Source organism: Picosynechococcus sp. PCC 7117 (genome assembly GCF_001693275.1).
GTDB lineage: Bacteria > Cyanobacteriota > Cyanobacteriia > Cyanobacteriales > MRBY01 > MRBY01.
Window position 1 is genome coordinate 1017227 of the sequence record NZ_CP016477.1, and the last position, 23627, is coordinate 1040853.

Below are 23627 nucleotides of genomic sequence, written 5' to 3' on the forward strand. Positions count from 1 at the left end.
ACAATGTGAATTGCTACATAAATTGGCACCGACCTCTAGTTAAACTTAACGTAAATCATCAAAAAACAGGTTGAGAAGTTTATATATGGATACCGCCGCACTCTGGCAACGTTACCAAGCTTGGCTCTACTACCATCCGGAACTCGAATTTTACGTCGATATCAGTCGGATGGGCTTTGATGAGGCGTTTGTACAAGGTTTACAACCGAAGTTTGCAAAGGCATTTCAAGATTTAAAAGCGATCGAAGCCGGGGCGATCGCCAACCCCGATGAAGGCAGAATGGTGGGTCACTATTGGTTGCGTAACCCTGATCTTGCCCCCAATGCGGAACTAAAAGCAGATATTGTTGACACCCTCGAAAAAGTCGAAAAATTTGCCAAGGCAGTTCATGCGGGAGAAATTAAGGCTCCCGGTGGTGTGCCGTTTACAGATATTCTCTCCATTGGCATTGGCGGGTCTGCCCTCGGCCCCCAATTTGTCGCCGAAGCCCTCGCCGATGTGGATGCGCCGTTAAAGATCCATTTCATCGATAACACCGATCCCGACGGCATTGACCGCACCCTCGCCCAGGTCAAAGATCGACTGAATACCACCTTGGCGATCGTCATTTCTAAATCTGGCGGTACCCCCGAAACCCGGAACGGCATGGTTGAGGTAAAAAATTTCTACAAAGCCCACAAAATTGATTTCTCTTCCCATGCAGTAGCGATTACCGGAATTGGCTCCAAACTCGAAAATGTGGCGAAATCCGAGCATTGGCTGACCACCTTCCCGATGCATGACTGGGTGGGCGGTCGGACTTCCGAATTGTCAGCCGTGGGTTTAGTTGCCGCCGCGTTACAAGGGATTAATATTCGGGCAATGCTTGACGGCGCAAAAACTATGGACGATGCCACCCGCATTCCTGAACTAAAACAAAATCCGGCGGCATTATTGGCTCTGGCTTGGTATTACTCCGGCAATGGCAGGGGCGAGAAGGATATGGTGATTTTGCCCTATAAAGACCGTTTATTGCTCTTTAGTCGCTATTTGCAGCAACTGATCATGGAATCCCTCGGCAAAGAAGAGGATCTCGATGGCAATAAGGTCTACCAAGGAATTGCTGTTTACGGGAATAAAGGTTCCACTGACCAGCACGCCTATGTGCAACAACTGCGAGAAGGGGTTCCCAATTTCTTCGCGACCTTTATCGAAGTGTTAGGCGATCGCCAAGGTGACTCTATCGATATCGAAAATGGCGCAACTAGCGGTGATTTTCTCTCCGGCTTTTTGCTCGGCACCCGCGAAGCCCTCTATGACAATGGCAGGGACTCGATCACCATTACCGTTCCCGATGTCAATGCCCGTACTGTCGGTGCCCTGATTGCCCTCTATGAACGGGCTGTCACGATCTATGCGTCTTTGGTGAATATCAACGCTTACCACCAACCTGGCGTCGAAGCTGGGAAAAAAGCAGCCGCATCAGTGCTCGATCTCCAGAAAAAAGTGGTGGATGCGGTAACGACGAGTGAGTCCCCTCTGACCCTCGATAGTCTAGCGATTAAAGTCGGGGCAGTTGAACAAATTGAGGTGATTTACAAAATTGTTCGTCATCTGGCTGCCAATAGTCGCGCTTTGAAATTAGAGGGCAATCCGGCTCAACCCAGTGCGCTAAAAATTAGTCGTCTCTAAGTTCAGAATGTCTCACATTCAAGCTATGGCTGACCTGTTATGCGCTCCAGGATAAAGAAAAATGGCTGGGTAGATTGCTTGAAATCCATCACACCAAACACCTGATTTTCGTTGATTTTCCTAAAGGAATCGTTGATGGGCAGGCAGTCATAGATCATGGTGGCGCTGACTTTGCCACGGTATTTCATCATTCGGAGTCTGGCTTGGCTTTTTTCGGTTTTAAATAGGCCATTGAGCAACCCCAGAAACGGTTTAAAGGCCGGGTTTTGGGGCATGGGCAATTTCAAGACCATCTCCATGGTTTTGAGATTGGGAGCTACCTTGAAAATTTCTCCCTGACGACCAGAAAAAAGTAGGGGATGTACGGTTTCCGGGTCGATAAATTCTTTGCCGTACCAGTTACCTAACTCCAGCAGACCATCCATTGGGTGCCCTGTATAAATTCCCCGGCCTCGCCACCGTCCCCACATAAAGTCCAGATCAACGGTTTCGAGGCTGTCAAAGAGTTCAAGGGCTTCCTGGGTCGTACCTTGGCCTGTTTGCAAAATGCTTGGTAACTCAGTTGTGGTCGTCATCGGCGATCGCTCTCCATCAATGTTTGGGGTCATTTCCATAGGCTAACAAGAAATTCAGGCAGTGATAGATCTTGAGAAAAGCGAGTTTTTTAGATGGGAGGCTGGCGACAATAAAAAATCAAAGCTAGATTAGAGTTCCTATGGCGCTACGTTTTCGATAAATATCAAATATTATTCTTTGATTAAGCATCGTGGTTTAAATAATGGTGAATGCACAATCTCAAATATCCATGCAAGTTTTATATGACCAAGATTTTAATCTTTGGCTTGCGGAAACAGTACGTTCTCTCAAGGAAGGAAAATTGTCGGAGATTGACTATGGAAATTTGATTGAGGAACTAGAAACCATGGGCCGGAGCGAGAAAAATGCCCTTAAAAGCAATTTAAAAATACTCCTGATGCATCTTCTCAAATATCAGTTTCAGCCCGAAAAAAGAACCAATAGTTGGCGTTACACGATTACGGAACACCGCCAAAGAATTTTAGACAGTTTAGAAATCAGTCCGAGTTTAAAAGGATTTTTTGAACAAGAATTTGAACGCTGTTATCAAAATGCCCGCCGTTTAGCTGCTGATGAAACAGGAATTTCTATTGGCAATTTTCCCAAGATTTCACCCTTTACAATCCCAGAAAGTCTTGATTTAGATTATTTGCCCTGATTTTTGAGTTGCCATATTCTCGGCGCTGAGCAGTGGGCGATCGCCCCAGAAGACATCGACTACACTAAAAATATCAATACTCCCAGAAAAACCATGGTTGCCAATGCAGTTCGCTGGACAGTACAGGATCTCGAAGCCATGCCCGACGATGGCGGCTGGAAACGCTATGAAATTATTGATGGAGAATTAATCGTGACCCGCGCGCCCCATATTTTTCATCAAAGTGCTGCCAGTCGGCTTCACATCGCCCTAGGTAATTGGTCAGACCAATCAGGTCTTGGTCGTGTTTTTGAGGCTCCAGGGGTGGTCTTCTCTCCGAATGATGGCGTGATTCCAGATGTGGTGTGGGTGAGCAATGCGCGTCTCGAAACGGGTGTGGATGAGTCGGGGCATTTTACCGTTGCGCCGGAACTAATGATCGAAATTCTCTCGGCGGGCAAATTGAATGAGCAGCGGGATAAAGAGGCAAAGCGTAAATTGTATTCGCTCTATGGGGTGCAGGAATATTGGGTGGTGGATTGGCGACTGAAAGCCATTGAGGTCTATCGGCGCAATCAGGCGCAGTTGGAGTTGGTCTGTACTTTACTGGGTGATGATGCTCTCACTTCACCTTTATTACCCGATTTTGCGATCGCCATTGATCAGGTCTTTCGTTAAGCTCGACTTTTCGGATGCTGACAGTAGGCGAACAAAATATCAATGCAGTGGGCGATCGCCCCAAGGTGAGCAATCTCGTAACCATGGGTATTTTCCGTGGGGAAACTGAGGCAAGCGCCCCGGCACACATGGCCAAATTTCATCGCAATGGAAGCATCACTACCGAATCCTTGGATAATCGCCTGTTGGAGCGGTCGGTGAATGCCAGCGGCGGCAGTGATAATTTCTTGATTCAAGCCTTCATCGTAGATCCCGTAACCATCCTGGGACAGTAACACGGGCCGATCCCCAGCGGCGATCGCATATTCCCGCGCCAGGGGACAAATTTCCAGGGCAACTAAGGCATCGAGTTGAGTATTTTGACTGAAGTAGAGCGCTCCCACAGCCCCCACTTCCTCCTTTGCTGAGGCGACCAGATAAACATCTTGGGGGGGATTTTTGAGTCGTTGGGCCAGTTCAATCAGAATGACGAGGGAGGCTTTGTTATCGAGGGTGTAGCTGGCGATGTAATTTTTCAGGCGGAACGGTTTTTTGCGGTGTTTCCCGACTACGACCCGACTCCCCGGCCGCACCCCAGCGGCAAGCAGTTCACTACTATGACACTTCGTTTCCAGCCAAGCCTGGTGCCACTGGACGGGTTTTTCCGTTTGCAGTAGTTTCTGGGGGGACTCATGGGAAACGTGGCGCGACCCAAAGCTCAAAATCCCGGAAATCGTTGTGTTATCACCGAGGATATCCATCACCCCTTCGCCGTAGATCCAGGGATAAGCCCCACCTAAAGCTCGAATTTCCACGCGACCCGTGCGTTCATCCACCTGTTTAACGATCGCCCCGATTTCATCTTTGTGGGCGGTGATGGCGATCGCCCCTGCTTCCGGATTCTGACCAGGAATTTTCACGATGATATTGCCAGCGCGGTCTTGCCAATGGTTCACCCCAAGTTTGGCGAATAGAGCGAGGAGATAATGGTCAATTTCTGTTTCTTGGCCACTGGGAGAATGGTGCATGACTAAGGTAGAAATTTGCTCAAAAAGCAGGTCAAAATCGTGGCTCATGGTCAAAAAAAGTTGTGGAGAATAGAGAAAAAATAAGGAAAATCGCCCCCACAATTCTCGCAACTTTATCTGAAGAAAAACAGAAGTGCGGGAAGGAGCGATCGCCAATGTCAAGTCCCCCTTCCGAAGGGGGATTTAGGGGGATGTATTAACCCAAAGCTTTTTCAATGGCCGCTTTCAGGTTTGCGTCATCAGGGGCCGTCTGGGGCTCAAAGCGTTCGATGACTTCACCGTCACGGCCGACGAGGAATTTGCCGAAGTTCCAGGCGATGTCGGGGCCATTTCCCACGAGGAACTGGTACAGAGGGCTGCGGTTTGCGCCGTTGACATCCTGCTTTTCAAGGAGCGTAAAATCTACGTCATATTTGGTCTTGGTGAAATCTTTGATTTCGTCAGGGGTGCCGGGTTCCTGGGCGCCGAACTGATTACAAGGAACGCCGACAATCACCAAACCGCGATCGCCATATTCTTGATCGAGGGCAACCAGGCCACTGTACTGGGGCGTCAAGCCGCATTTGCTCGCTACATTCACGAATAAAACGACTTTATTTTCGAGGGTTTCCGGGCTGAGGGGCGCGCCGTCTAGGGTTTTTAACACTGTGGGTAAAGCCATGGTGATGATTACGAATTATTACGACAGTTCCCATTATCGGGGATCGACGGGGAGCAGGGGTAGGCTCGGTCAAAATTTTTCGGGACAGGCCCCCACATACTAAACTAAGGGGCAACTTTCCATCGCGCATCCCGCCCACCCATGACGAAAAAGGTCTTTATCACTGGCGCTAGTGGCTGCATTGGCCATTACCTTGCTGAAACGTTTATTTACCACACCGATTACGAGCTTTATCTGTTGGTGCGATCGCCCGAAAAATTACGCTTCAACACCGAAGCCCGGGGCGGCATTCATGTGGTGCAGGGGGATTTATTAGATATTGAGCAGCAGGCAGACCTCCTGAAAACGATTAACGTGGCGATCTTGGCGGCCACAGCCTGGGGTGGTGCCCAGGAATCCTTTGAAACCAACGTGGTAAAAACCGCCCAGCTTATTGATCTGCTCGATCCAGAAATTTGCGAACAGGTAATTTATTTTTCTACGGCGAGTATTCTGGGGCGCAACAATGAAGTGCTCACGGAGGCCCGGGACTTTGGCACCGACTACATCCGCACGAAATACGAGTGTTACCAAAAGCTCGGCACCTTAAAATTAGCACCGAAAATTTCCGTGGTTTTCCCCACCCTGGTGGCAGGGGGCGGTGAAAATAAACCCTTTTCCCATCTGTCGGGGGGCCTGCGGGATCACATTAAATGGCTATCCATCGCCAAGTTCCTCAGTGCTGACGGCAGTTTCCACTTTATCCACGGTGAAGATATTGCGCGGGTCGTGCGCCATCTGGCAGAAAATCCACCAACCATCCACTTTGATTTGCCCCCCGGAGAATTAGACCCCGATCGCCAGTTTGTGTTGGGCAATGAACCGTTAACCGCCGACAGGGCGATCGCCGAATTGTGTGAGCACATGGGCCAAAAAATTTACTTTAAAATTCCTCTGTCCCTGTGGTTGGCGAATTTCATTATTAAAGTTTTTCGGATTCAGTTGGCGGCCTGGGATCGCTTTTGCATCGACTACCGCCATTTCACCTACGGCAAAACCTACAATCCCCGCAGCTTCGGTTTAGAATCCGCTTGCCCAAAACTGAGTGATGTCCTCACCAGCGCTGGCATTCCCCCCCGACGTCGTCCTTAATCCAGGAAGAAATTTTCCGGGATAATCTGCATCTTTGGTAAATTGGCGATCGCCCCGTAAAGTTGCTCAGCCATCACCTCATTTGCAGCAGCATTAATGTGGATCGGGTCGATAAAAGTCGGCGTGGGGAACTGATTATCGAGGCGATAAAAATCAATAAACTCCAGATTATTCGGAAAGTCCTGGGCCAGTTGTTGCAGTGTCTCAGCAAACTGGGGGTAATAGGTGGTCATTTTTTCTGTGTAGTTATCCCCAAGCTGCTGGCGAATCGCTGCTTCCGTCGGATCAAGTTGAGCTTCAGGGCGTCCAGTGATTTCTGGTTGGAGGGCCACTAACAACGGAATTTGGGCCGCACCACACAGCCCCACCATCTGCGCCAGATTGTCCTGGTAGCGCCCTAGGCGTTCCTGAAATTCTGCATCGGAGTTAGGGAGTTGTTGCGCCAAGCCCGTTGTGTTGCGTTCACGAATGCTAAACACTTCGCCCCCTTGGTTTGCTTTGCGGGGGGAAGTCAAGGCAAAAACGGCCCGCATTAAAGCACTTTGTTCGGCCTTGTTTCGGAAGGATTCCTTGAGGTATTGGTGGAAGTAGGCATCGGGATTTTTGGCAAATTCTGCTAATTTCGGAATCTCCGTCGCCGCTTGGTCACTGGGGAGGAGAAGATCTTCATAGCCGTTGAGAAGAACAATCAAATCCGGCTGGTAGGGCAAAATCTTCAGGGCAAGCTGGGCCAACTCATTGCCAGAGCTATAGCCAGGTACGGCCACATTCACCACACGGTAGTTTCCCTCTCGAATTTTGGCGGGCAGTTGGGCCAAGCGATTGCGGGTCGGCGGAAAGAAAGGGAAAACGTCCGGGCGATAGGTGCCGGGGGATTGTCGTTGGTCTTGGACACGGTTTTGGAGACGTTGTTCGAGGAAAGCGGCGATCGTCTCTTGGTTTGTCTGGGCACCCCGACCAAAGGCGGTGGAATTGCCAAGGATAAACACACGAATTTCATCTTGGGGTTTGGCGACAGGCAGCGGTTCTTCGTCCCGGAAACCTTGTTCGTTGAGGCTAAAAAATTCACTCTCTTGGCTGCCGACCAGTTCGTAGCCTGTGGCAATGGCTTTCTGGGCGAGAAGTTCGCCGCGATTGTCTAACCCTTGGTAGACGTTTTGATCGTCATCGACAAATTTTAGGCTGTAGGCGATCGCCTCCTGGGAGAGCTGATCATCCTGTCCTTCAAAATAGCCAGACCCAAGCCGAGCCACCACTTCGAGGCCGAGCAGTACCACCGGTACAGCCACCAGGATCGTCCAGGGAGAAACGGATTTTTTCTTTTTTCTTCGACCGAGGGACGAGTAACGACGGCGACCGCGACTAAACATGTACGCTTTCCTTTTACGAGAGAATTTCCAACTATTTTCAAGGGAGATGGCCCATTTGTCATGGGGAATTTGTGCTTTTCCGGGGAGGAATTTGGGGTACACTGCAAAATTGCGATCGCCCCTTAGCTGAAAAAAATTGACAATGGCCTATAAATTATTATTCGTTTGCCTCGGTAATATCTGCCGTTCCCCCTCCGCCGAAAATATTATGCGGCATCTCCTGAAACAAGAAGGTTTAAGCAATAAAATTCTCTGCGATTCGGCCGGGACTTCTAGCTATCACATAGGAGCAGCTCCAGACCGACGGATGCAGGCAGCGGCCCAAAAGCGCGATATTCGTCTGGTGGGTAGCGCCCGGCAATTTTCCCGCGCTGATTTTGAAGCATTTGACCTGATCCTGGCAATGGATCGCGCTAATTATCGTGACATTTTGTCCCTAGACCGGGCGGATATCTATGGCGAAAAAGTTAAAATGATGTGTGACTACGCCACGAATTTTCCCGACAGCGAAGTGCCAGATCCCTACTACGGCGGCCAATCGGGTTTTGACTATGTGATTGATTTGCTCCTCGATGCCTGCCAAGGACTCCTCCAGGAGATTAAACAGGAAATGTGATGGTGTAGGCAGTTTATTTTCTCGGTCACACCATGTTTATCCGCAATGTAACGGCGATCGCCTTGTTGGGCCTCTTTTGGTTCCAGGGAGCAGCTAGTCACAGTCATCCAGTTCCCCAGGGGCCAACCCCAATTCTCTTGGCCCAGGCAACGACCTTTGAGGTGGGTGATAAAGTTGACATCGAGCGGCAAGGGAGTTGGCGTCCCGGTGAAATCCTTGCTATCCAAAGTGCTCCCGAAGCAGCCGTGCGTTATCAAGTGCGGTATTTGGACGTGGGATTCGTGGAAGACAATGTCAGCCCAGAAAGATTACGGCCAACCGTCGCTACTCAACCTGTAGCGGGCCGCTTACCCCAAATCAATAGCGTCAGTGAACCCATTTATGTCGAACGGGATGGCGTTTGGGTCGAAGCCAGTATTCGTACTTACAGCTATAGCTCCCGCACGGGAAATCGCTTTACGGTGCAATATCGCGACAATGGCCGCCTTGAAACAGATGTTGTGGCCCAACGGGTGCGTTCAGTGGCAGAGGCAAAAGCCGCCGGGATTGAAGTGAGTGAATTTGATCTCTCCACCCAGGCTGGCATCGAACAGATGTTAGCGGCCCATAATGAGTGGCGATCGCCCCACAATTTGCCAGATTTAGTTTGGTCAGAAACCCTCGCCAACCATGCCCAAACTTGGGCCGAACGCTTAGCAGCCCAGGAGAGGGTAGAACACAACACCAGCGATGACTACGGTGAAAATATTGCGAAGTCTAGTAATTTAGTGCTCTCGCCGACGGCGGTGGTGAATCTTTGGGGAAACGAAATCCAGGACTATGACTACGGCACTAACCGCTGCCAACCAGGTAAAGTGTGTGGCCACTATACCCAAATCGTGTGGCGTGATACGGAGAAAGTCGGTTGTGGTATGGTGCGTAAGGATAATGGTTGGGAAGTTTGGGTCTGCAACTATGATCCCCCCGGTAATTACCGGGGTCAGCGACCTTACTAAGCCCTGGGGATTGGACAATATTTTTCAGGTAAAAAACAGCAAGCACCGCACTGTCCGCAAAGCATCAGCATCAAGCCAGAACTTTTAAAAAATACAGCACCCGTGCCCGCACACAGGATTAGGCAAATTGTTTCTGGCGCATCTGGCGAATTTTAATCCCCTGTTGGGCCGATTCCATAAACTGCGACACCCGCAACGGATCAATGGGTTCACTGAGCTTGCCATGACGTTTGAGGGAACTGGCGACAATGGCCCCGTCGGCCACCTGGAGGAGGTTGCCGATATTCTCCCAGGTGGCACCACTACCAATCAAAATCGGCGTATCCCCTGCATTGGCACGGGCATCTTTCAAGTCGTCCATTTTCGGCACTTGACCCGTCGCCCAACCAGAGAGAATTACTGCATCGGCTAAACCCCGCTCTACGGTGTCGTGGATGGCGGCGGTGAGGTTAGGCGTACTGATGGGGTGGGCGTGTTTCACTAAGACATCTGCCAAGATTGCTACGTCTGCATCGAGTTCGCGGCGGTATTTCAGCAGTTCGTAGGCATTGCCTTCAATTAAGCCTTGGTCGGTGGCCATTACCCCGGTGAGCACATTCACACGAATAAACTGGGCGCCAGTACAGGCGGCGATCGCCATCGCACTTTTGGCATCATTGCGGAGGACATTAAGCCCCAGGGGAACAGTCACCAACCCCGCAAGACGATCCATGATTAGGGTCATGGCACTAATGGTGGCGGGATCAACCCGGTCTTTTGTGAAGGGGGCATCAAAGAAGTTTTCGATAATAATGCCGTCAATCCCCCCCGCAGCGAGGGCCGTTGCTTCCTGTTCCGCGCGGTCCATCACCTGACGAAAGTCACCTCCCCAACGGGCAGAGGTGGGCAAAGGCAACAGGTGAACAACGCCAAGGATGGGATTTTCGGTCTGGAAAAGATGTTTGAGATCCACTGATTTTCTTTACGTTCGTTTGTACAGGGTCACTCCCACAGGAGCGATGCCTCGTCACCTTTGCAGGCTTGGGATAGGGCGTAAATTAGTATATCAGGGGCAGGCCTCCCCAAAATTTTGTTTCCCCGAAGAAAAGGCGATCGCCTCCATAATTCACCACAGGAATCGAACCAGCCCATGTCACAATAGGAGGATTGCGACCCACAGTGCAAAAGACAGAAGAAACAGAATCAACCTATGGATATCAAAGACGGTTTTGTTGGTGCAGTTGGCAACACCCCCCTCATTCGCCTAAACAGTTTTAGTGAAGCAACGGGCTGTGAAATTTTAGGCAAAGCAGAATTTCTCAATCCCGGTGGTTCCGTCAAAGACCGGGCCGCCCTCTACATCATCAAAGACGCCGAAGAACGGGGCCTGCTCAAACCTGGTGGCACCGTTGTCGAAGGCACCGCAGGAAACACAGGCATTGGTCTGGTTCATATCTGCAATGCCAAGGGTTACAAATGCATCATTGTGATCCCCGAAACCCAGTCCCAAGAAAAAATTGATCTGCTCCGCACTCTGGGGGCCGAAGTGATTACGGTTCCAGCCGTGCCCTATGCCGACCCTAACAATTACGTGAAATATTCCCAACGGCTCGCCGCAGAGACAGAAAATGCGATCTGGGCCAATCAGTTTGATAATCTGGCCAACCGCCGCGCCCACTACGAAACCACTGGCCCCGAAATTTGGGCTCAAACCGACGGCAAAATTGATGCTTGGACGGCTGCTACGGGTACTGGGGGCACCTATGCTGGCACCGCCCTCTACCTGAAGGAAAAAAATCCTGACGTTAAATGTGTCGTGGCCGATCCCATGGGCAGTGTGCTCTACAGCTATGTGAAAACGGGCAAACTCGACCGGGAAGGGGGGTCGATCACGGAAGGCATTGGTCAAGGACGCATTACCGCCAATATGGAAGGGGTGCCCATGGACGACGCCATTCGGGTTGATGACCAGGAAGCGGTACGGGTTGTGTATCAACTTCTCAAAAAAGATGGCCTGTTTATGGGAGGCTCCGTGGGGATTAATGTCGGTGCTGCCTATGCCCTCGCCAAGGAAATGGGGCCGGGTCATACGATTGTGACGGTGTTGTGTGACAGTGGCGCTCGTTATCAATCTCGCCTCTTTAACCCAGAATGGCTCGCCAGTAAAGGGCTATCTATTCCTAACTAATATTCAAACTATGTAAGGAGAGTAAAGGTGAGTAACCTTAGTCTGAAAGCTACCAAAGTTAGCCATATTTACAGTTAGGGGAATGATGAGGATATAGTCAAATAAAAAACTTGTCATTTAGATCCTATGAGTGAATTTTGGCTTTGGTTCTTTGCCATCATTGGGATTATCTCCTGTGTCCTGGCCTTGTTGCTGATTCTTGCCTCGTTGATGCCTCCTGAAACTGAATCTCCTTCAGATGAAAAAATTGCCCAAAAGCAAAAAGAGGCACTAGATACAATTGAAATCCTCGGACGGCAAGGTGATGAAAAATTTGCCGCAAGAGATTGGCAAGCAGCGATTTCAATTTATAAAAGAGTTATTGAACTTTGTCGCAACGTTGAACTGAAAGAAGTTGAGAAAACTTCGTATGATCTTTGCGGCATCAGCGCGATGCATTTAGGGAATTTTGAAGTTGCAATTTTCTATTTTTCTAAAGGTACTAAAGAAGATGCATATCTGTATAATCGTGCAATCGCTCATTACTCTTTTGACAATTATTTAGAGTGCATAGAAGATTGCATTCAAGTATCTCGTGAAAATGGAAGCTATGCCCCATCGTTTTGGTTAAGAGGACTAGCACGCCTAGAAATAGGAGACAGAACGATGGCAATCAATGATTTTAAAAAGCTGTTGAGCTAGACAAAAAACATGGAAATGATTATGGCGAAGATCATCACAGCTACTATTTTCGTGCTTTAGCTTACATATTTGTTAATCAGAAACAAAAAGCAAAGCTAGACATAGAACAAGCTCTAAAATGGGCAGGTGAAGTCAAAGATACTTTCTACGAAGCAAAAATCCATGAATTACAGAAAAAATTAAACTCTCAAGTACTATGAGGAGATAGTAAATGACTTTGTCAACTGAAATTTTGATTGTGCTAACTGACAATTGTGTGGATTGATTTTATGGAAACCCAAACTTTAGATATTGTGATGGGCATCTTGGCGTTTTTGATCGTTGCCAGCGGTTTATTCATGCTGATCAAAGGCACCACAGCGATGAACGATAAAGAATAAGTCCGTTAAATTGCTCAAACTCCAATTGCCTTAACGGGGTCTATTCTTTGCCATCGGCAGGCAGGGCAGCGACGATTGCATCCAGCACGCGAGCCACGGGAATAATATCGAGGTTCAAACCGTCTGGTAACTTTTGGCCTTTGGGCACAATGGCACGGGTAAAGCCTAATTTCATTGCTTCCTTGAGGCGAGTTTCGAGGTGAGAAACAGGCCGAATTTGTCCCCCCAAACCCACTTCCCCGATCAGCACAGTCTGGGGTGAAACAAGGCGATCGCGGAAACTAGCGACCAAAGCAATGGCAATCCCCAGATCAACGGCGGGTTCCGAAACTGTCAGACCGCCCGCCGAAGCCACATAGGCGTCTAACTTAGAAAGGGGAATGCCCACTCGCTTTTCTAACACCGCCAAAATTTGCTGGAGACGAGAATAATCAACGCCTGTGGTGGAACGCCGAGGGGAAGAATAACTGGTGGGACTGACTAGGGCTTGCAATTCTACTAAAAGGGGCCGGGTGCCTTCACAGGCAACAACGGTGGCGGTACCGGGGGTGGCCTCTTCGCGGTTACCGAGGAAAAGTTCTGAAGGATTGAGCACTTCCTCTAAACCCTGTTCTCCCATCTCGAAAATTCCCACCTCATGGGTCGCCCCAAAGCGATTTTTCACGGAACGCAACAGCCGATGGGAGGCATATCTATCTCCCTCGAAATACAGCACCGTATCAACGAGGTGTTCCAAAACCCGTGGCCCGGCGATCGCCCCTTCCTTGGTGACATGACCGACGATAAACAGCGTAATGTTTTCCCGCTTCGCCACTTGCATCAAAGCCGAGGTACATTCCCGCACCTGGGACACTGAACCGGGGGCGGAACCCAAGGCGGAATAATACAAGGTCTGAATACTATCGATCACTGCCACCTGGGGCTGGAGAGTTTCCAACTCAGCCAAAATCGTTTCGAGGCCCGTTTCCGTTAGTACATATAAATTTTCTTCTGGGGGGTGGGCTGCATCCCGGAGGCGATCGCCCCGGAGTTTGATTTGCTGGCCCGATTCCTCCGCCGACACATACAAAATTCTTGGTAAACTTGTGCTGAGTTGATAGGCCACCTGGAGTAATAATGTCGATTTCCCAATGCCCGGATCGCCCCCAATCAACACCAAAGAGCCAGGCACTAAGCCACCCCCAAGCACCCGGTCTAATTCCCCAAACCCAGACCCAAAGCGCATCCGTTGGCGAGTATCAATATCTGTAAATTTCACCGCAGTGCGAGAGACTGGACTGGCTGTTTTTCTGGTTGTTTTCGGCTTATGGTGCCAGGTACGACTCACACCAGTACTGCTTTCCTTTTCGCGGATCTCTTCTTGCAGCGACCCATAGACCCCACAATCTGGGCATTTACCGAGCCATTGCCGCGCCTCTGCCCCACATTCACGACACACATAAACCGTTTTTGCCTTAGCCATGACTTGTCATCTCCCCATCACAATGAATTTCCCTCGGTGGCAGCATCACCCCGAAAAACCGCACACTTTCCAAAATAAATCTTAAAAAACTTCTCATTTTCCCGAAAACCCGACCTCAGACTCCCATCAGATTTCAGGAAAGCGATATTCTTATATCTAGATAACTCTACTTAATAAACTTCAACAACACTTACCGAAAGTCAACAGGAGCGTGAAGGAACTTGGAAAATCATAAAGAAAGAATTCTTGTCGTTGACGACGAAGCCAGCATCCGCCGCATCCTCGAAACCCGCCTTTCCATGATTGGTTACGAGGTTGTGACCGCCGCTGATGGTGAAGAAGCCCTCGCCACATTTGATGAAGCAGACCCCGATCTTGTGGTTCTCGATGTGATGATGCCCAAGCTCGATGGCTATGGCGTCTGCCAAGAACTCCGCAAAGAATCCGATGTGCCGATTATTATGCTCACAGCCCTTGGGGATGTGGCGGACCGCATCACAGGTTTGGAGCTTGGGGCCGATGATTACGTCGTAAAACCATTCTCCCCCAAAGAACTAGAAGCGCGCATCCGTTCTGTCCTGCGGCGTGTTGAAAAAAATGGTGGTACGGGCATTCCTAGCTCTGGGGTTATCCATGTGGGTTCGATCCGCATTGATACCAATAAGCGCCAGGTCTACAAAGGCGATGAACGTATTCGACTCACAGGGATGGAGTTTAGCCTGTTGGAATTACTGGTCAGCCGTTCTGGGGAACCTTTTTCTCGCTCAGAAATCCTCCAAGAAGTTTGGGGCTACACCCCAGAGCGCCATGTGGATACCCGCGTTGTGGATGTGCATATTTCCCGGTTGCGCGCCAAACTAGAAGATGACCCCAGCAATCCCGAACTTATTTTGACAGCCAGAGGTACAGGTTATCTGTTTCAGCGGATCCTCGAACCGGGTGATGAATAACCCCAAGAATTGTACGGATAAACTTTTAAGATCATGGTTGGGATGAATGTTTGACCGTGGTCTTAAATTTTGACTGGGGATGCTAGATCTGACGCAAGGTCTCTAAACGACGAACCGTCTTCTGTACCTACTAACTTTTTTGCTGCAAACTATCTCCTTTGCCATGAATTTTCGCCTCCCCCAACAGCGCTGGCACATTGCCGATCGCCAACCGGACATCACCCAATCATTGGTTGAGGCGATGGGCCTTAATCCGCTTGTGGCCCAGGTTTTAGTGAATCGCAATATTCGCACGCCAGAGCAGGCGAAGATCTACATCCAGCCGGAATCCCAGCGATTACCTGCGCCCTTGGTGGAATTTGAGGATCTGGCCCTCAGTGTGGAACTTCTCCAGGAGGCGATCGCCGAAGAAACTCTCATGGCCATTTGTGGCGATTATGATGCCGATGGCATGACCAGCACTGCTCTGTTGTTGCGGGCCTTGGGCCATGTGGGAGCCAAGGTAACCTACGCGATCCCCAGTCGCATGAAAGATGGCTACGGAATCAATGAGCGCATCGTCACCGAGCTCGCTGAGGAAGGGGTGGGCTTAATTCTCACGGTGGACAATGGCATTTCTGCTTACGAGCCGATCAATTTGGCACGGGATCTGGGTCTAGATGTGATCATCACTGACCACCATGACTTGCCGGATCAATTGCCGCCCGCCAATGCGATTCTGAATCCAAAGTTATTGCCGACCATGTCTCCTTATGCTGGTTTAGCCGGGGTTGGGGTAGCTTATGTGCTGGCGGTGTCCCTCGCCCAGGCGGTAGACAAGCTAGAAGGGCTCACCAGCCAAATTTTAGAATTATTTACCCTGGGGACCATCGCTGATCTGGCGCCCTTAACCGGGGTGAACCGTCGCTGGTTGAAGCGTGGCCTCAAGCTTTTACCCCAGTCGGAGTTGGCAGGGGTGCAGGCCCTCATGCAAATTGCCGGGGTCGATGACCAAAAGAAACAACTCAAGCCCGATGATATTGGCTTTCGCCTCGGCCCCCGGATTAATGCCGTTGGTCGCATTGATGATCCCCAAAAAGTAATTGAATTGCTAACTACCGACGAACCGGGTTTGGCCCTAGAGCGGGCGATGCAATGTGAGCAGATCAATAAGCAGCGCCAGGAGATGTGCACCCAGATCGAAGCGGAGGCGATCGCCCTAGTAGAAGAAACCCCCATCGATTACCAAGGACAGCGAGTGTTGGTGGTGTGCAAAGAAGAATGGCACCATGGCGTGATCGGCATTGTCGCTTCCCGGTTGGTCGAACGCTATGGCGTGCCCGTTTTTATCTGTACTGCTGAGGAAGATGGCAAAATTCGCGGTTCCGCCCGGGGCATCGAAGAATTTAATGTGTTTGAGGCGCTGAACTATTGCCAAGATCTCCTGGGTAAATTTGGGGGCCACAAAGCTGCCGGGGGATTTTCCCTTGCCAGAGATAACCTAGCTGCGTTTACCGAAAAGCTTAGTGAATTTGCCCACCAATTGCTCGAACCCGAACACCTAAAACCCCTGGTGAAAATTGACGGGGCGGTAAATTTCACGGATTTAACCCCAGAGTTTTACCAACAGATTGATCAACTCCATCCCTGGGGCATTGGCAATCCAGAACCGATTTTCTGGACAAAAAATGTACAAATTCTAGAGCAACGTACCATTGGCAAAAATCACCTAAAATTCAGCCTCGGCCAAACCATCGCCGGTCAAACATTCACCATTAAGGCGATCGCCTGGCAATGGGGAGACTATTTGCCACTTCCCCCAACCCTGGACATTGCTTACAAACTCAAAGAAAATCGCTGGAATGGTGAGGTGAACCTAGAGCTAGAATTGGTCGGGGCGCGTCCCAGTGAAGCCCCGCGTCCTGCGGTTCCAGACCGAGAAATGTCTCCCCAAGCTCAACCTCAGCACTCAGAAAAGACTTTTCTGTTTAATGACCGGACCTATTTCTGTACCCTCGCGGATCAGGGATTGACCCTCAGAATTCGCAATGATCAAGGCAAGTTATTGGCGATCAAAAAAGGTCAACGGCAGGGCAAACTCGGTGAGCAAACCGTTGATGTTACCCAACCCCCTTTTTTTCAGATGATCAAAACGGCGATCGCCACCCTCGAACAAGCCAACTAAATCAACACAAAAAAGGACAACTCTCCCGTCGGTTTGTTGCCCCTGCGCACAATTTGTTTTTGAGAAAAAATTACATATCGCCGCCACGAATGGCCAACAAAAAGATAACAACAGGCCCCGAAATGAGGATCAAAGAGACAAAAGTCAACTGAAAAATCACTTCAAAGTTGAGGCTACCAAAAAAACCTGTGATAAAATCCATATTTCTCCTATTCCTGAGTTAATGCAAAAAACAGGGTAAATTTTTTTTTCCTAAAAATCAATGTCTATCATACCCCGTCAGGCCTGCCTTGCTTTGCTGAGAATAGGCAAAAATCAATGAAGTTTTGTAACGCCCCGGAGACGGATCCCGATGCCCACTTGGCAATGTATTGAAAATTGTGGTGCCTGCTGCCACCTCGAACCCGGCGATCGCCCCGACCTTGAGGACTACCTCACCCCCGCTCAACTGGAGCAATATCTCGCTATGGTTGGCCCCGACGGCTGGTGCATCAACTATGACCAAGCCCATCGCAAATGCACGATCTACACCGAACGTCCCCGCTTTTGCCGTGTCCTCCCAGAAACGTTTACCGAAATGTTCGATGTGCCCACCGAAGAGTTACAACAATTTGCCATTGATTGCTGCCTCGAGCACATCGATAGCATCTATGGTGACGAAAGCCCAGAAATGGAGCGCTATGTTGCCAAGGTCGTCAACATCGGACTGTAAAAGGTTTTCCCGAAGAAGGATTTGATCCCAAGGATTAGGGGCCTTTTTTCCAAGGGCGAAACAAGACTTGCCCAAAAAGAAAGAGTACCAGCCCAAGGACTCTGGTACCCATCGATACTTGCAATACTGTTTAGTTGTTGATGCCCACAACCTAAAACCAAGTTGCCAACTAACTAATCTAAATCTGATGATCCATCATAGGGATCCCCATCAAAGGGTTGTACCCCTACCTCTGGCACAGGTTCTTCATTCGGTGAAAAAATCCGATTGATGCCCTGTAAAACATACTGAAAAAGCTTTTCTAACGTTTTCATGGTTGCTGTGCCTCGTCACGTCTAATCACTCGAAATACAATGGTTAGAACCACGAAACAAACCGGGTTTGCCACTGCACTTTAAGCTTGTCTATCGCTGAGATTTGTCATTCAGCTCTATATGACTATTATTAGGGGTCAGTCCCCTTGGGGGATCGCTTAGTTGTGATTCTTGAAATTGTGTTAGGGTTCTGAAAGTCGAAAAAAGTAAATACTCCTGTATATGTAAAAAAAGACAAAGCCAAATCAATCAAAAGCCCTAATCGCTTAACAATTAGGGCCTAATCATAAATACAATCTTTAATTCACTAACAACTTCAAAAAATACAGTTAGTTTCCTAAAGCTCTTTTACTTCAGAAGAAATTTTTTCCACCATGTCTTTGGCACTGCCAAACAGCATCATTGTTTTGTCTTTGAAGAACAGCTCATTTTGTACCCCAGAAAAGCCTGTACTCATACTTCGTTTGATCACAATGGTGGTTTTGGCTTTATCTACTTCCAAAATCGGCATCCCATAAATGGGGCTACCTTTGTCGTGGCGCGCCGCTGGATTAACCACATCGTTGGCACCAATCACTAGGGCCACATCCGTATTATCAAACTGGGGATTGATATCGTCCATGTCATAAAGCTGGGTGTAAGGGACATTGGCCTCCGCGAGAAGCACATTCATATGCCCCGGCATTCGACCAGCCACAGGATGAATCGCGTATTTGACTTCTACGCCTTTTTTCTCCAGCATATCGGCCAGCTCTTTGACGGAATGTTGCGCCTGGGCTACAGCCATCCCATAACCCGGAATAATGACAACACTGCGGGCATAGCCAAGCATCATGGCGCTTTCTTCAGGATCTACGCTTTTAATGGCGCCATCAATGACCGCACCACCGTCTCCTTCTGGGGCACCGCCATCACTCCCAAAGCCCGCAAACAAGACGTTAGTAATGGAGCGGTTCATGGCTTTACACATGATCTGGGTGAGGATAATCCCCGATGCGCCCACCAAAGCCCCGGCAATAATGAGCATATTGTTGCCCACCACGAACCCGGCGGCACTGGCAGCTAGACCAGAGTAGGAATTGAGGAGAGAGATCACCACAGGCATATCGCCGCCGCCGATGGGGATCACAAAGAGAACGCCCAGCACAAGGGAGATCCCCACTAAGCCGAGAAAAATATTCGGATCAGGATTCACGAACAGATAAATACTGCCGCTGAGGAATCCTGCCAGAATGGCGAAGTTAATGATCTGTTGGGCCGGGAAAATGACCGGGCGACCGGGCATGATCCCTTGTAATTTGCCAAAGGCAATGAGGCTTCCTGTTAGGGTGACGCCGCCAATGAGTACCCCCAAAATAATCGTGAGGCTAGTGGTGATGGAGAGGGTTTCTCCGAGGGATAGGAGTCGCCAAAATTCGGCGATCGCCACCAGGGCCGAAGCAGCCCCCCCCAGACCATTAAAGAGGCCGACCAATTGAGGCATATCGGTCATTTCGACTTTTTTCGCGGTGATCACACCGATGATACTGCCGATGACAATCCCCCCAGCGATCAGGCCATAGTTTAAAACCTGTTGATTGAGCAGGGTCGCCACCACTGCCAGTAACATGCCCACCGCTGCAATGGAATTGCCTTGACGGGCCGTTGCAGGGGAGCCTAATTTCTTTAAGCCCAGAATAAACAGACAGGCCGCCACGAGATAACTCAGTTCGATGCCATTGGTAAGTAAGCTATCCATCACTTAGGCCTCCTTCTTCTTAAACATTTGCAGCATCCGGTCTGTGACCAAAAAACCGCCGACAACATTGATCGTGGCGCAGACCACCGCGATGAGACCGAGGATGACCGTTAAATTCCAGTGTTCTTCGCCAGAAACTAAAAGGGCACCAATTAAGGCAATACCAGAAATGGCGTTGGCCCCGGACATGAGTGGTGTGTGTAGCGTGGGTGGGACTTTATTAATTACTTCAAAGCCCACAAAGGAAGCCAATACAAATACGAATAGGCTACTGAGCAGTGTTGCTGTTGTCATGAACAGTCAAAACTCCTTTAGATAAGATGAATAGATTTAGGTTCAAAACTGAGAAAATGTCTGTTTCTTAGGCAGTAACAGCCATTTGTTGCAGGGCGTCTTTGACCCGTTGATTGCGAATTTCCCCTTGATGGGTTACACAAACAGAATCCAGGATGTCGTCGGCAAAATCGAGATTAATTGCGCCTTCGGGAATGAGCAGTTGTAGCAAGGTCGCCATATTCTTGGCAAACATTTGGCTCGCATGGACAGGCACCGTGGAAGGAAGATTAATGGGAGCAATGATCGTGGCCCCGTGGACTTGGACTTCGCGGCCTGCCTCACAGCCTTCACAGTTACCCCCTTGTTCGCCGGCAAGATCGATCAAAACCGATCCGGTTTGCATCCGGGCAATCATGTCATCGGTTACAAGCACGGGCGCACGGCGACCAGGAACTTGGGCGGTGGTGATCACCACATCGGCGGTGGCCACATGGTCTGAAATGAGGGCTTGGCTTTTCTTTTTCGAGTCTTCGGAAACTTCCTTGGCGTAGCCCCCAGCCGTGGCGGTTTCTTCTTCTAGTTGCACTTCGACAAATTTAGCGCCGAGACTTTGGACTTCTTCTTTGACGGCGGGCCGGATGTCAAAGGCCTCAACCACTGCGCCGAGTCTTCTGGCGGTGGCGATCGCCTGGAGACCCGCTACCCCAGCCCCAATTACAAACACCTTAGCTGGACGAATGGTGCCAGCAGCTGTGGTTAACATTGGGAAAAACTTGGGTAGGGCAGCGGCGGCAAGTAAAACCGCTTTGTAGCCAGCCACCCCAGCCTGGGAAGACAACACATCCATACTTTGGGCGCGACTGGTGCGGGGGATCAACTCCATACCCAAGGCGGTGATCTTTTTATCTGCTAATTTTTGAATAATCTCTGGTTGTCCCAGGGGATTCAGCAAACTCGCCACCATTGACCCTTCCGGCAGGAGGGCAACCTCTTCTTCTGTGGGTACAGCCACCTTGACGAGGAGATCAGCCTCTTTCCAGAGGGATTGGCGATCGCCAACGACTTTTGCCCCAGCTTCCTCGTAGGCAGCATCGGGAAGGAGAGATGCCTCACCAGCCCCGGCCTCCACATGGATTTCCCAGCCTTTTTTAACAAGACGAGAAACCTGATCCGGTGTCAGGGCTACCCGACGTTCTCCGGCAACGGTTTCCCGAGCAACAGCAATTTTCATAGAAACTCCTTAACGAAACAATAGCAACAGACTGAACGGTAGATGTAGAGCAATTCAGTGGCAAAACCTTGAGAACCCAGGGCCGTCGGCCATCCCCATAAGGCTGTTACGGCGTCTTTTCGCAGTGTAGTGCTATCTTTTCCTTGGCGGACACCCTCTGTAATGTGTCTTATCAGTTTTTGTAAATCTCTGTTGCGTTGGCACTTCTTCGTCAGGATTTCGTCAGGAGAGTTGCTGAAAACGCAAACTTTAGTCACAATCGGTTACAGACTTTGAAGGCGCCTGTGAATATGCAACTCTTCCGTTCTCCCCTTTCCCGTTTGGCGATCGCCACCACCCTGTTAAGCAGTAGCCTGACTTTCATGCCCCAAATGGCTGAAGCCCGCCAACCCTGTGGGTCTTTTACGATCAACTGGGGGGGAACGATTCCCCAAGGGGACATTCTCAAGTGTGCCGTTGAATATAATTCCGGTGCCCGCCGCCGCGATCGCTACTACTTAGAAATCAAAAAAAGTAAAATCGTTGACCGCTTCCAGACCTTTGAACTGAGCTTCCCGGAAGACTTTGACGGTCGGGTTGATGATGCAAAAATTCGGGTCCGAGTCAATGGCCGAGAAGTTGCCCTCAACGAAGCCGCTACCGCCTGGGATCCCGATAGCTTACCCACCGATCCGGCCCAACAGAGCCAAACCATCCTCGGTAACATTGCCGCCAGTACAACCACACCGGATCGTGGGGGCGAATTAGTCCTGGTCAACGGCGAATTGGTGTTCCTCGATTCAGAAACCCTCGCCGCCCAACAGGCCAACCAAAGTAACAACACCAACAACAATAGTCCTGCTCCGGAACCAGAGATTGCCGAAGAGCCAGAAGATGAAGGCCCCCGCAGTCGTTCCCTGGTGATTACCCTTGCTGAACCCCTCAGCCCCGAAAGCGACGTCGAGATCATCCTCGATAGTGTCAACAATCCTTCCCGTGGGGGAATGTACTTGATAACGGCCTTTGCTCGTAGCCAAGGGGCGCCTCTCCCCAGCCGTTTGGGCTCTTGGTTATTGGATGTGGATTTTTAGGGATTGCCAGTTTCTTGACTTCCTGGGTACTGACCGGGGTAAATGCGATCAATTTCGCCGGAGCCCTTGGTTAACTTGACGGACACGGTATAATTAGAGACTGTCATTTTCTGATTTTCCCGGCAAGGCGGCGATCGCCTCCGGAGAGAGCACCTATTTTCAAAGGAATATAAGGAGGACTTCCATGACTAAACGGACCCTAGGCGGCACCGTCCGCAAGCAAAAACGTACTTCTGGTTTTCGGGCTCGTATGCGCAGCCACACTGGCCAGAATGTTATCCGCGCCCGCAGAAAAAAAGGCCGTCATCGCCTTACTGTCTAATCCAGCGCGCAAACCATTATTTTGGTGAGGGGACTTGCCGTCTACCTCACTCTCATTTTCTTTGTGGGACTGCCAAAAGAACACCGTCTAAAACACTGGCGCGATTTTAAAACGATCTACAGTCAAGGGAAACGCTTCCGGGGAGATGCCCTAGCAATCATTCTCTTACCCCAGCCAGCGGCCCCAACCAAAATTGGCATCAGCATCAGCCGCAAAGTCAGTAAAAAAGCAGTGGTTCGGAATTTAATCAAACGCCGTATTCGCCACGCCTGTCGCACGCTACTGCCCCAGATTCAACCCGGTTGGCACATCGTCATTGCTGTGCGGTACAACGCCAGAGAATGCGAATATGAGCATTTTTTGCAAGAATTAAAAAGATTACTCATACAAGCCGAGGTATTCCATGGGCATTAAAGAAGACGTGATTTATGAGGGCGGCCCCCACATTGGGGATCTGATCCTCAATATCTTGCTGGGGTTCACGGTGATCTGTCTGCCGCTGACCGTCGGGGCGATTGTCCGAGCATTGTGGCTCCGCTATCGCATTACCAGTCGGCGTATCTCGATTACTGGGGGCTGGCAGGGGCGCGATCGCACCGATATTATTTACAGCGAAGTTAGAAAAATCGTCAAGATTCCCCGGGGATTTGGCCTTTGGGGGGATCTAGTTGTGACTCTCCAGGATGGTAGCCGCCTAGAGTTGCGCTCCATGCCCAACTTCCGTGATATCTACAGTCACATTGCCGAAAAGGCAGCCGACCGCACCGGGGTTCCCCTAGAGGCGATCGCCGCCTAGGCGCCAATAAAAAATATTTAT

At 50.0% G+C, this 23627-nt stretch carries 26 protein-coding genes; 15 read left to right on the forward strand and 11 right to left on the reverse strand.

The features are described 5' to 3' along the window. The first annotated feature begins 85 nt into the window (after nt 1-85). Nucleotides 86-1672 carry a glucose-6-phosphate isomerase gene (locus AWQ22_RS04940; RefSeq protein WP_065710381.1) on the forward strand — a complete coding sequence of 529 codons (1587 nt, stop codon included), beginning with the start codon at nt 86-88 and terminating at the stop codon, nt 1670-1672. Between the two features lie 23 nt (nt 1673-1695). Here the strand turns inward: AWQ22_RS04940 and AWQ22_RS04945 are convergent, their stop codons facing one another. Then, a complete protein-coding gene (locus AWQ22_RS04945) occupies nt 1696-2247 on the reverse strand; it encodes a DUF4334 domain-containing protein (protein WP_065711634.1) in 552 nt (183 codons plus the stop codon). A 230-nt stretch (nt 2248-2477) separates the two neighbouring features. Between AWQ22_RS04945 and AWQ22_RS04950 the strand changes: the two genes are divergently transcribed. Beyond that, the gene (locus tag AWQ22_RS04950; protein ID WP_232321495.1) at nt 2478-2906 is read left to right on the forward strand and encodes a DUF29 domain-containing protein; all 429 of its coding nucleotides are present in this window, start codon (nt 2478-2480) and stop codon (nt 2904-2906) included. Between the two features lie 93 nt (nt 2907-2999). Beyond that, entirely contained in the window at nt 3000-3563 is a 564-nt protein-coding gene (locus tag AWQ22_RS04955; RefSeq protein WP_065711635.1) for a Uma2 family endonuclease, read from the forward strand. Here the strand turns inward: AWQ22_RS04955 and AWQ22_RS04960 are convergent. Together AWQ22_RS04960 and AWQ22_RS04965 are read right to left on the reverse strand one after the other, a co-directional pair. Then, the gene (locus AWQ22_RS04960) at nt 3560-4618 is read right to left on the reverse strand and encodes a M42 family metallopeptidase (protein WP_065710383.1); all 1059 of its coding nucleotides are present in this window, start codon (nt 4616-4618) and stop codon (nt 3560-3562) included. The genes AWQ22_RS04955 and AWQ22_RS04960 overlap by 4 nt on opposite strands. A gap of 148 nt (nt 4619-4766) precedes the next feature. After that, on the reverse strand, nt 4767-5231 hold the full coding sequence (locus AWQ22_RS04965) for a glutathione peroxidase (protein ID WP_065710384.1): 465 nt from the start codon (nt 5229-5231) through the stop codon (nt 4767-4769). Nucleotides 5232-5372: 141 nt separating this feature from the next. Here AWQ22_RS04965 and AWQ22_RS04970 point away from each other — a divergent pair, with 141 nt between their 5' ends. Then, nucleotides 5373-6362 (forward strand): NAD(P)-dependent oxidoreductase, encoded by a 990-nt coding sequence (locus tag AWQ22_RS04970; protein ID WP_065710385.1) that lies wholly within the window; start codon nt 5373-5375, stop codon nt 6360-6362. Here the strand turns inward: AWQ22_RS04970 and AWQ22_RS04975 are convergent. Further along, nucleotides 6359-7732 carry a GDSL-type esterase/lipase family protein gene (locus AWQ22_RS04975; RefSeq protein ID WP_065711636.1) on the reverse strand — a complete coding sequence of 458 codons (1374 nt, stop codon included), beginning with the start codon at nt 7730-7732 and terminating at the stop codon, nt 6359-6361. The two genes, AWQ22_RS04970 and AWQ22_RS04975, sit on opposite strands and share 4 nt — an antisense overlap. A gap of 142 nt (nt 7733-7874) precedes the next feature. On the opposite strand from AWQ22_RS04975, the gene AWQ22_RS04980 reads away from it, so the two are divergent. Together AWQ22_RS04980 and AWQ22_RS04985 are read left to right on the forward strand one after the other, a co-directional pair. Then, on the forward strand, nt 7875-8348 hold the full coding sequence (locus tag AWQ22_RS04980) for a low molecular weight protein-tyrosine-phosphatase (protein WP_065710386.1): 474 nt from the start codon (nt 7875-7877) through the stop codon (nt 8346-8348). 32 nt (nt 8349-8380) lie between these two features. Then, on the forward strand, nt 8381-9343 hold the full coding sequence (locus AWQ22_RS04985; protein WP_084448957.1) for a CAP domain-containing protein: 963 nt from the start codon (nt 8381-8383) through the stop codon (nt 9341-9343). A 118-nt stretch (nt 9344-9461) separates the two neighbouring features. On the opposite strand, the gene btpA is transcribed toward AWQ22_RS04985, so the two are convergent. After that, complete coding sequence (btpA, locus tag AWQ22_RS04990; RefSeq protein WP_012306602.1) at nt 9462-10295, reverse strand: photosystem I biogenesis protein BtpA; 834 nt, start codon at nt 10293-10295, stop codon at nt 9462-9464. A gap of 237 nt (nt 10296-10532) precedes the next feature. On the opposite strand from btpA, the gene AWQ22_RS04995 reads away from it, so the two are divergent. Continuing rightward, entirely contained in the window at nt 10533-11510 is a 978-nt protein-coding gene (locus AWQ22_RS04995; RefSeq protein ID WP_065710387.1) for a cysteine synthase A, read from the forward strand. A 126-nt stretch (nt 11511-11636) separates the two neighbouring features. Next, on the forward strand, nt 11637-12191 hold the full coding sequence (locus tag AWQ22_RS05000) for a tetratricopeptide repeat protein (RefSeq protein ID WP_065710388.1): 555 nt from the start codon (nt 11637-11639) through the stop codon (nt 12189-12191). Between the two features lie 420 nt (nt 12192-12611). On the opposite strand, the gene radA is transcribed toward AWQ22_RS05000, so the two are convergent. Next, the gene (radA, locus tag AWQ22_RS05005; protein ID WP_065710389.1) at nt 12612-14033 is read right to left on the reverse strand and encodes a DNA repair protein RadA; all 1422 of its coding nucleotides are present in this window, start codon (nt 14031-14033) and stop codon (nt 12612-12614) included. Nucleotides 14034-14254: 221 nt separating this feature from the next. On the opposite strand from radA, the gene rpaB reads away from it, so the two are divergent. Together rpaB and recJ are read left to right on the forward strand one after the other, a co-directional pair. Beyond that, complete coding sequence (gene rpaB / locus AWQ22_RS05010; RefSeq protein WP_012306606.1) at nt 14255-14983, forward strand: response regulator transcription factor RpaB; 729 nt, start codon at nt 14255-14257, stop codon at nt 14981-14983. 163 nt (nt 14984-15146) lie between these two features. Next, nucleotides 15147-17147 (forward strand): single-stranded-DNA-specific exonuclease RecJ, encoded by a 2001-nt coding sequence (gene recJ, locus AWQ22_RS05015; protein ID WP_065710390.1) that lies wholly within the window; start codon nt 15147-15149, stop codon nt 17145-17147. Nucleotides 17148-17217: 70 nt separating this feature from the next. Here recJ and psb30 read toward each other — a convergent pair whose 3' ends face one another. Further along, the gene (gene psb30, locus AWQ22_RS05020; RefSeq protein ID WP_012306608.1) at nt 17218-17349 is read right to left on the reverse strand and encodes a photosystem II reaction center protein Ycf12/Psb30; all 132 of its coding nucleotides are present in this window, start codon (nt 17347-17349) and stop codon (nt 17218-17220) included. 150 nt (nt 17350-17499) lie between these two features. Between psb30 and AWQ22_RS05025 the strand changes: the two genes are divergently transcribed. Next, the gene (locus tag AWQ22_RS05025) at nt 17500-17859 is read left to right on the forward strand and encodes a YkgJ family cysteine cluster protein (RefSeq protein WP_065710391.1); all 360 of its coding nucleotides are present in this window, start codon (nt 17500-17502) and stop codon (nt 17857-17859) included. A 173-nt stretch (nt 17860-18032) separates the two neighbouring features. Here AWQ22_RS05025 and AWQ22_RS16925 read toward each other — a convergent pair whose 3' ends face one another. The 4 genes from AWQ22_RS16925 to AWQ22_RS05040 all read right to left on the reverse strand — a co-directional run bounded on the left by AWQ22_RS16925 (nt 18033) and on the right by AWQ22_RS05040 (nt 21418). Continuing rightward, on the reverse strand, nt 18033-18173 hold the full coding sequence (locus AWQ22_RS16925) for a hypothetical protein (RefSeq protein WP_168191139.1): 141 nt from the start codon (nt 18171-18173) through the stop codon (nt 18033-18035). Nucleotides 18174-18510: 337 nt separating this feature from the next. Then, a complete protein-coding gene (locus AWQ22_RS05030; RefSeq protein ID WP_065710392.1) occupies nt 18511-19911 on the reverse strand; it encodes an NAD(P)(+) transhydrogenase (Re/Si-specific) subunit beta in 1401 nt (466 codons plus the stop codon). A 3-nt stretch (nt 19912-19914) separates the two neighbouring features. Then, nucleotides 19915-20205, reverse strand: coding sequence for an NAD(P) transhydrogenase subunit alpha (locus AWQ22_RS05035; protein WP_012306612.1), 291 nt, complete (start codon nt 20203-20205; stop codon nt 19915-19917). A gap of 67 nt (nt 20206-20272) precedes the next feature. Beyond that, the gene (locus tag AWQ22_RS05040) at nt 20273-21418 is read right to left on the reverse strand and encodes a Re/Si-specific NAD(P)(+) transhydrogenase subunit alpha (protein ID WP_030007255.1); all 1146 of its coding nucleotides are present in this window, start codon (nt 21416-21418) and stop codon (nt 20273-20275) included. 290 nt (nt 21419-21708) lie between these two features. Here AWQ22_RS05040 and AWQ22_RS05045 point away from each other — a divergent pair, with 290 nt between their 5' ends. The 4 genes from AWQ22_RS05045 (at nt 21709) to AWQ22_RS05060 (ending at nt 23606) form a co-directional block, all read left to right on the forward strand. Further along, nucleotides 21709-22488, forward strand: a complete 780-nt coding sequence (locus AWQ22_RS05045) for a DUF2808 domain-containing protein (protein ID WP_065710393.1) — start codon at nt 21709-21711, stop codon at nt 22486-22488. Nucleotides 22489-22672: 184 nt separating this feature from the next. Further along, nucleotides 22673-22810, forward strand: a complete 138-nt coding sequence (gene rpmH, locus AWQ22_RS16340; RefSeq protein WP_012306615.1) for a 50S ribosomal protein L34 — start codon at nt 22673-22675, stop codon at nt 22808-22810. A 63-nt stretch (nt 22811-22873) separates the two neighbouring features. Next, a complete protein-coding gene (gene rnpA / locus AWQ22_RS05055; RefSeq protein ID WP_012306616.1) occupies nt 22874-23224 on the forward strand; it encodes a ribonuclease P protein component in 351 nt (116 codons plus the stop codon). Beyond that, a complete protein-coding gene (locus AWQ22_RS05060; RefSeq protein ID WP_065710394.1) occupies nt 23214-23606 on the forward strand; it encodes a PH domain-containing protein in 393 nt (130 codons plus the stop codon). Before rnpA ends, AWQ22_RS05060 begins: the two co-directional genes overlap by 11 nt. Nucleotides 23607-23627 lie beyond the last annotated feature (21 nt).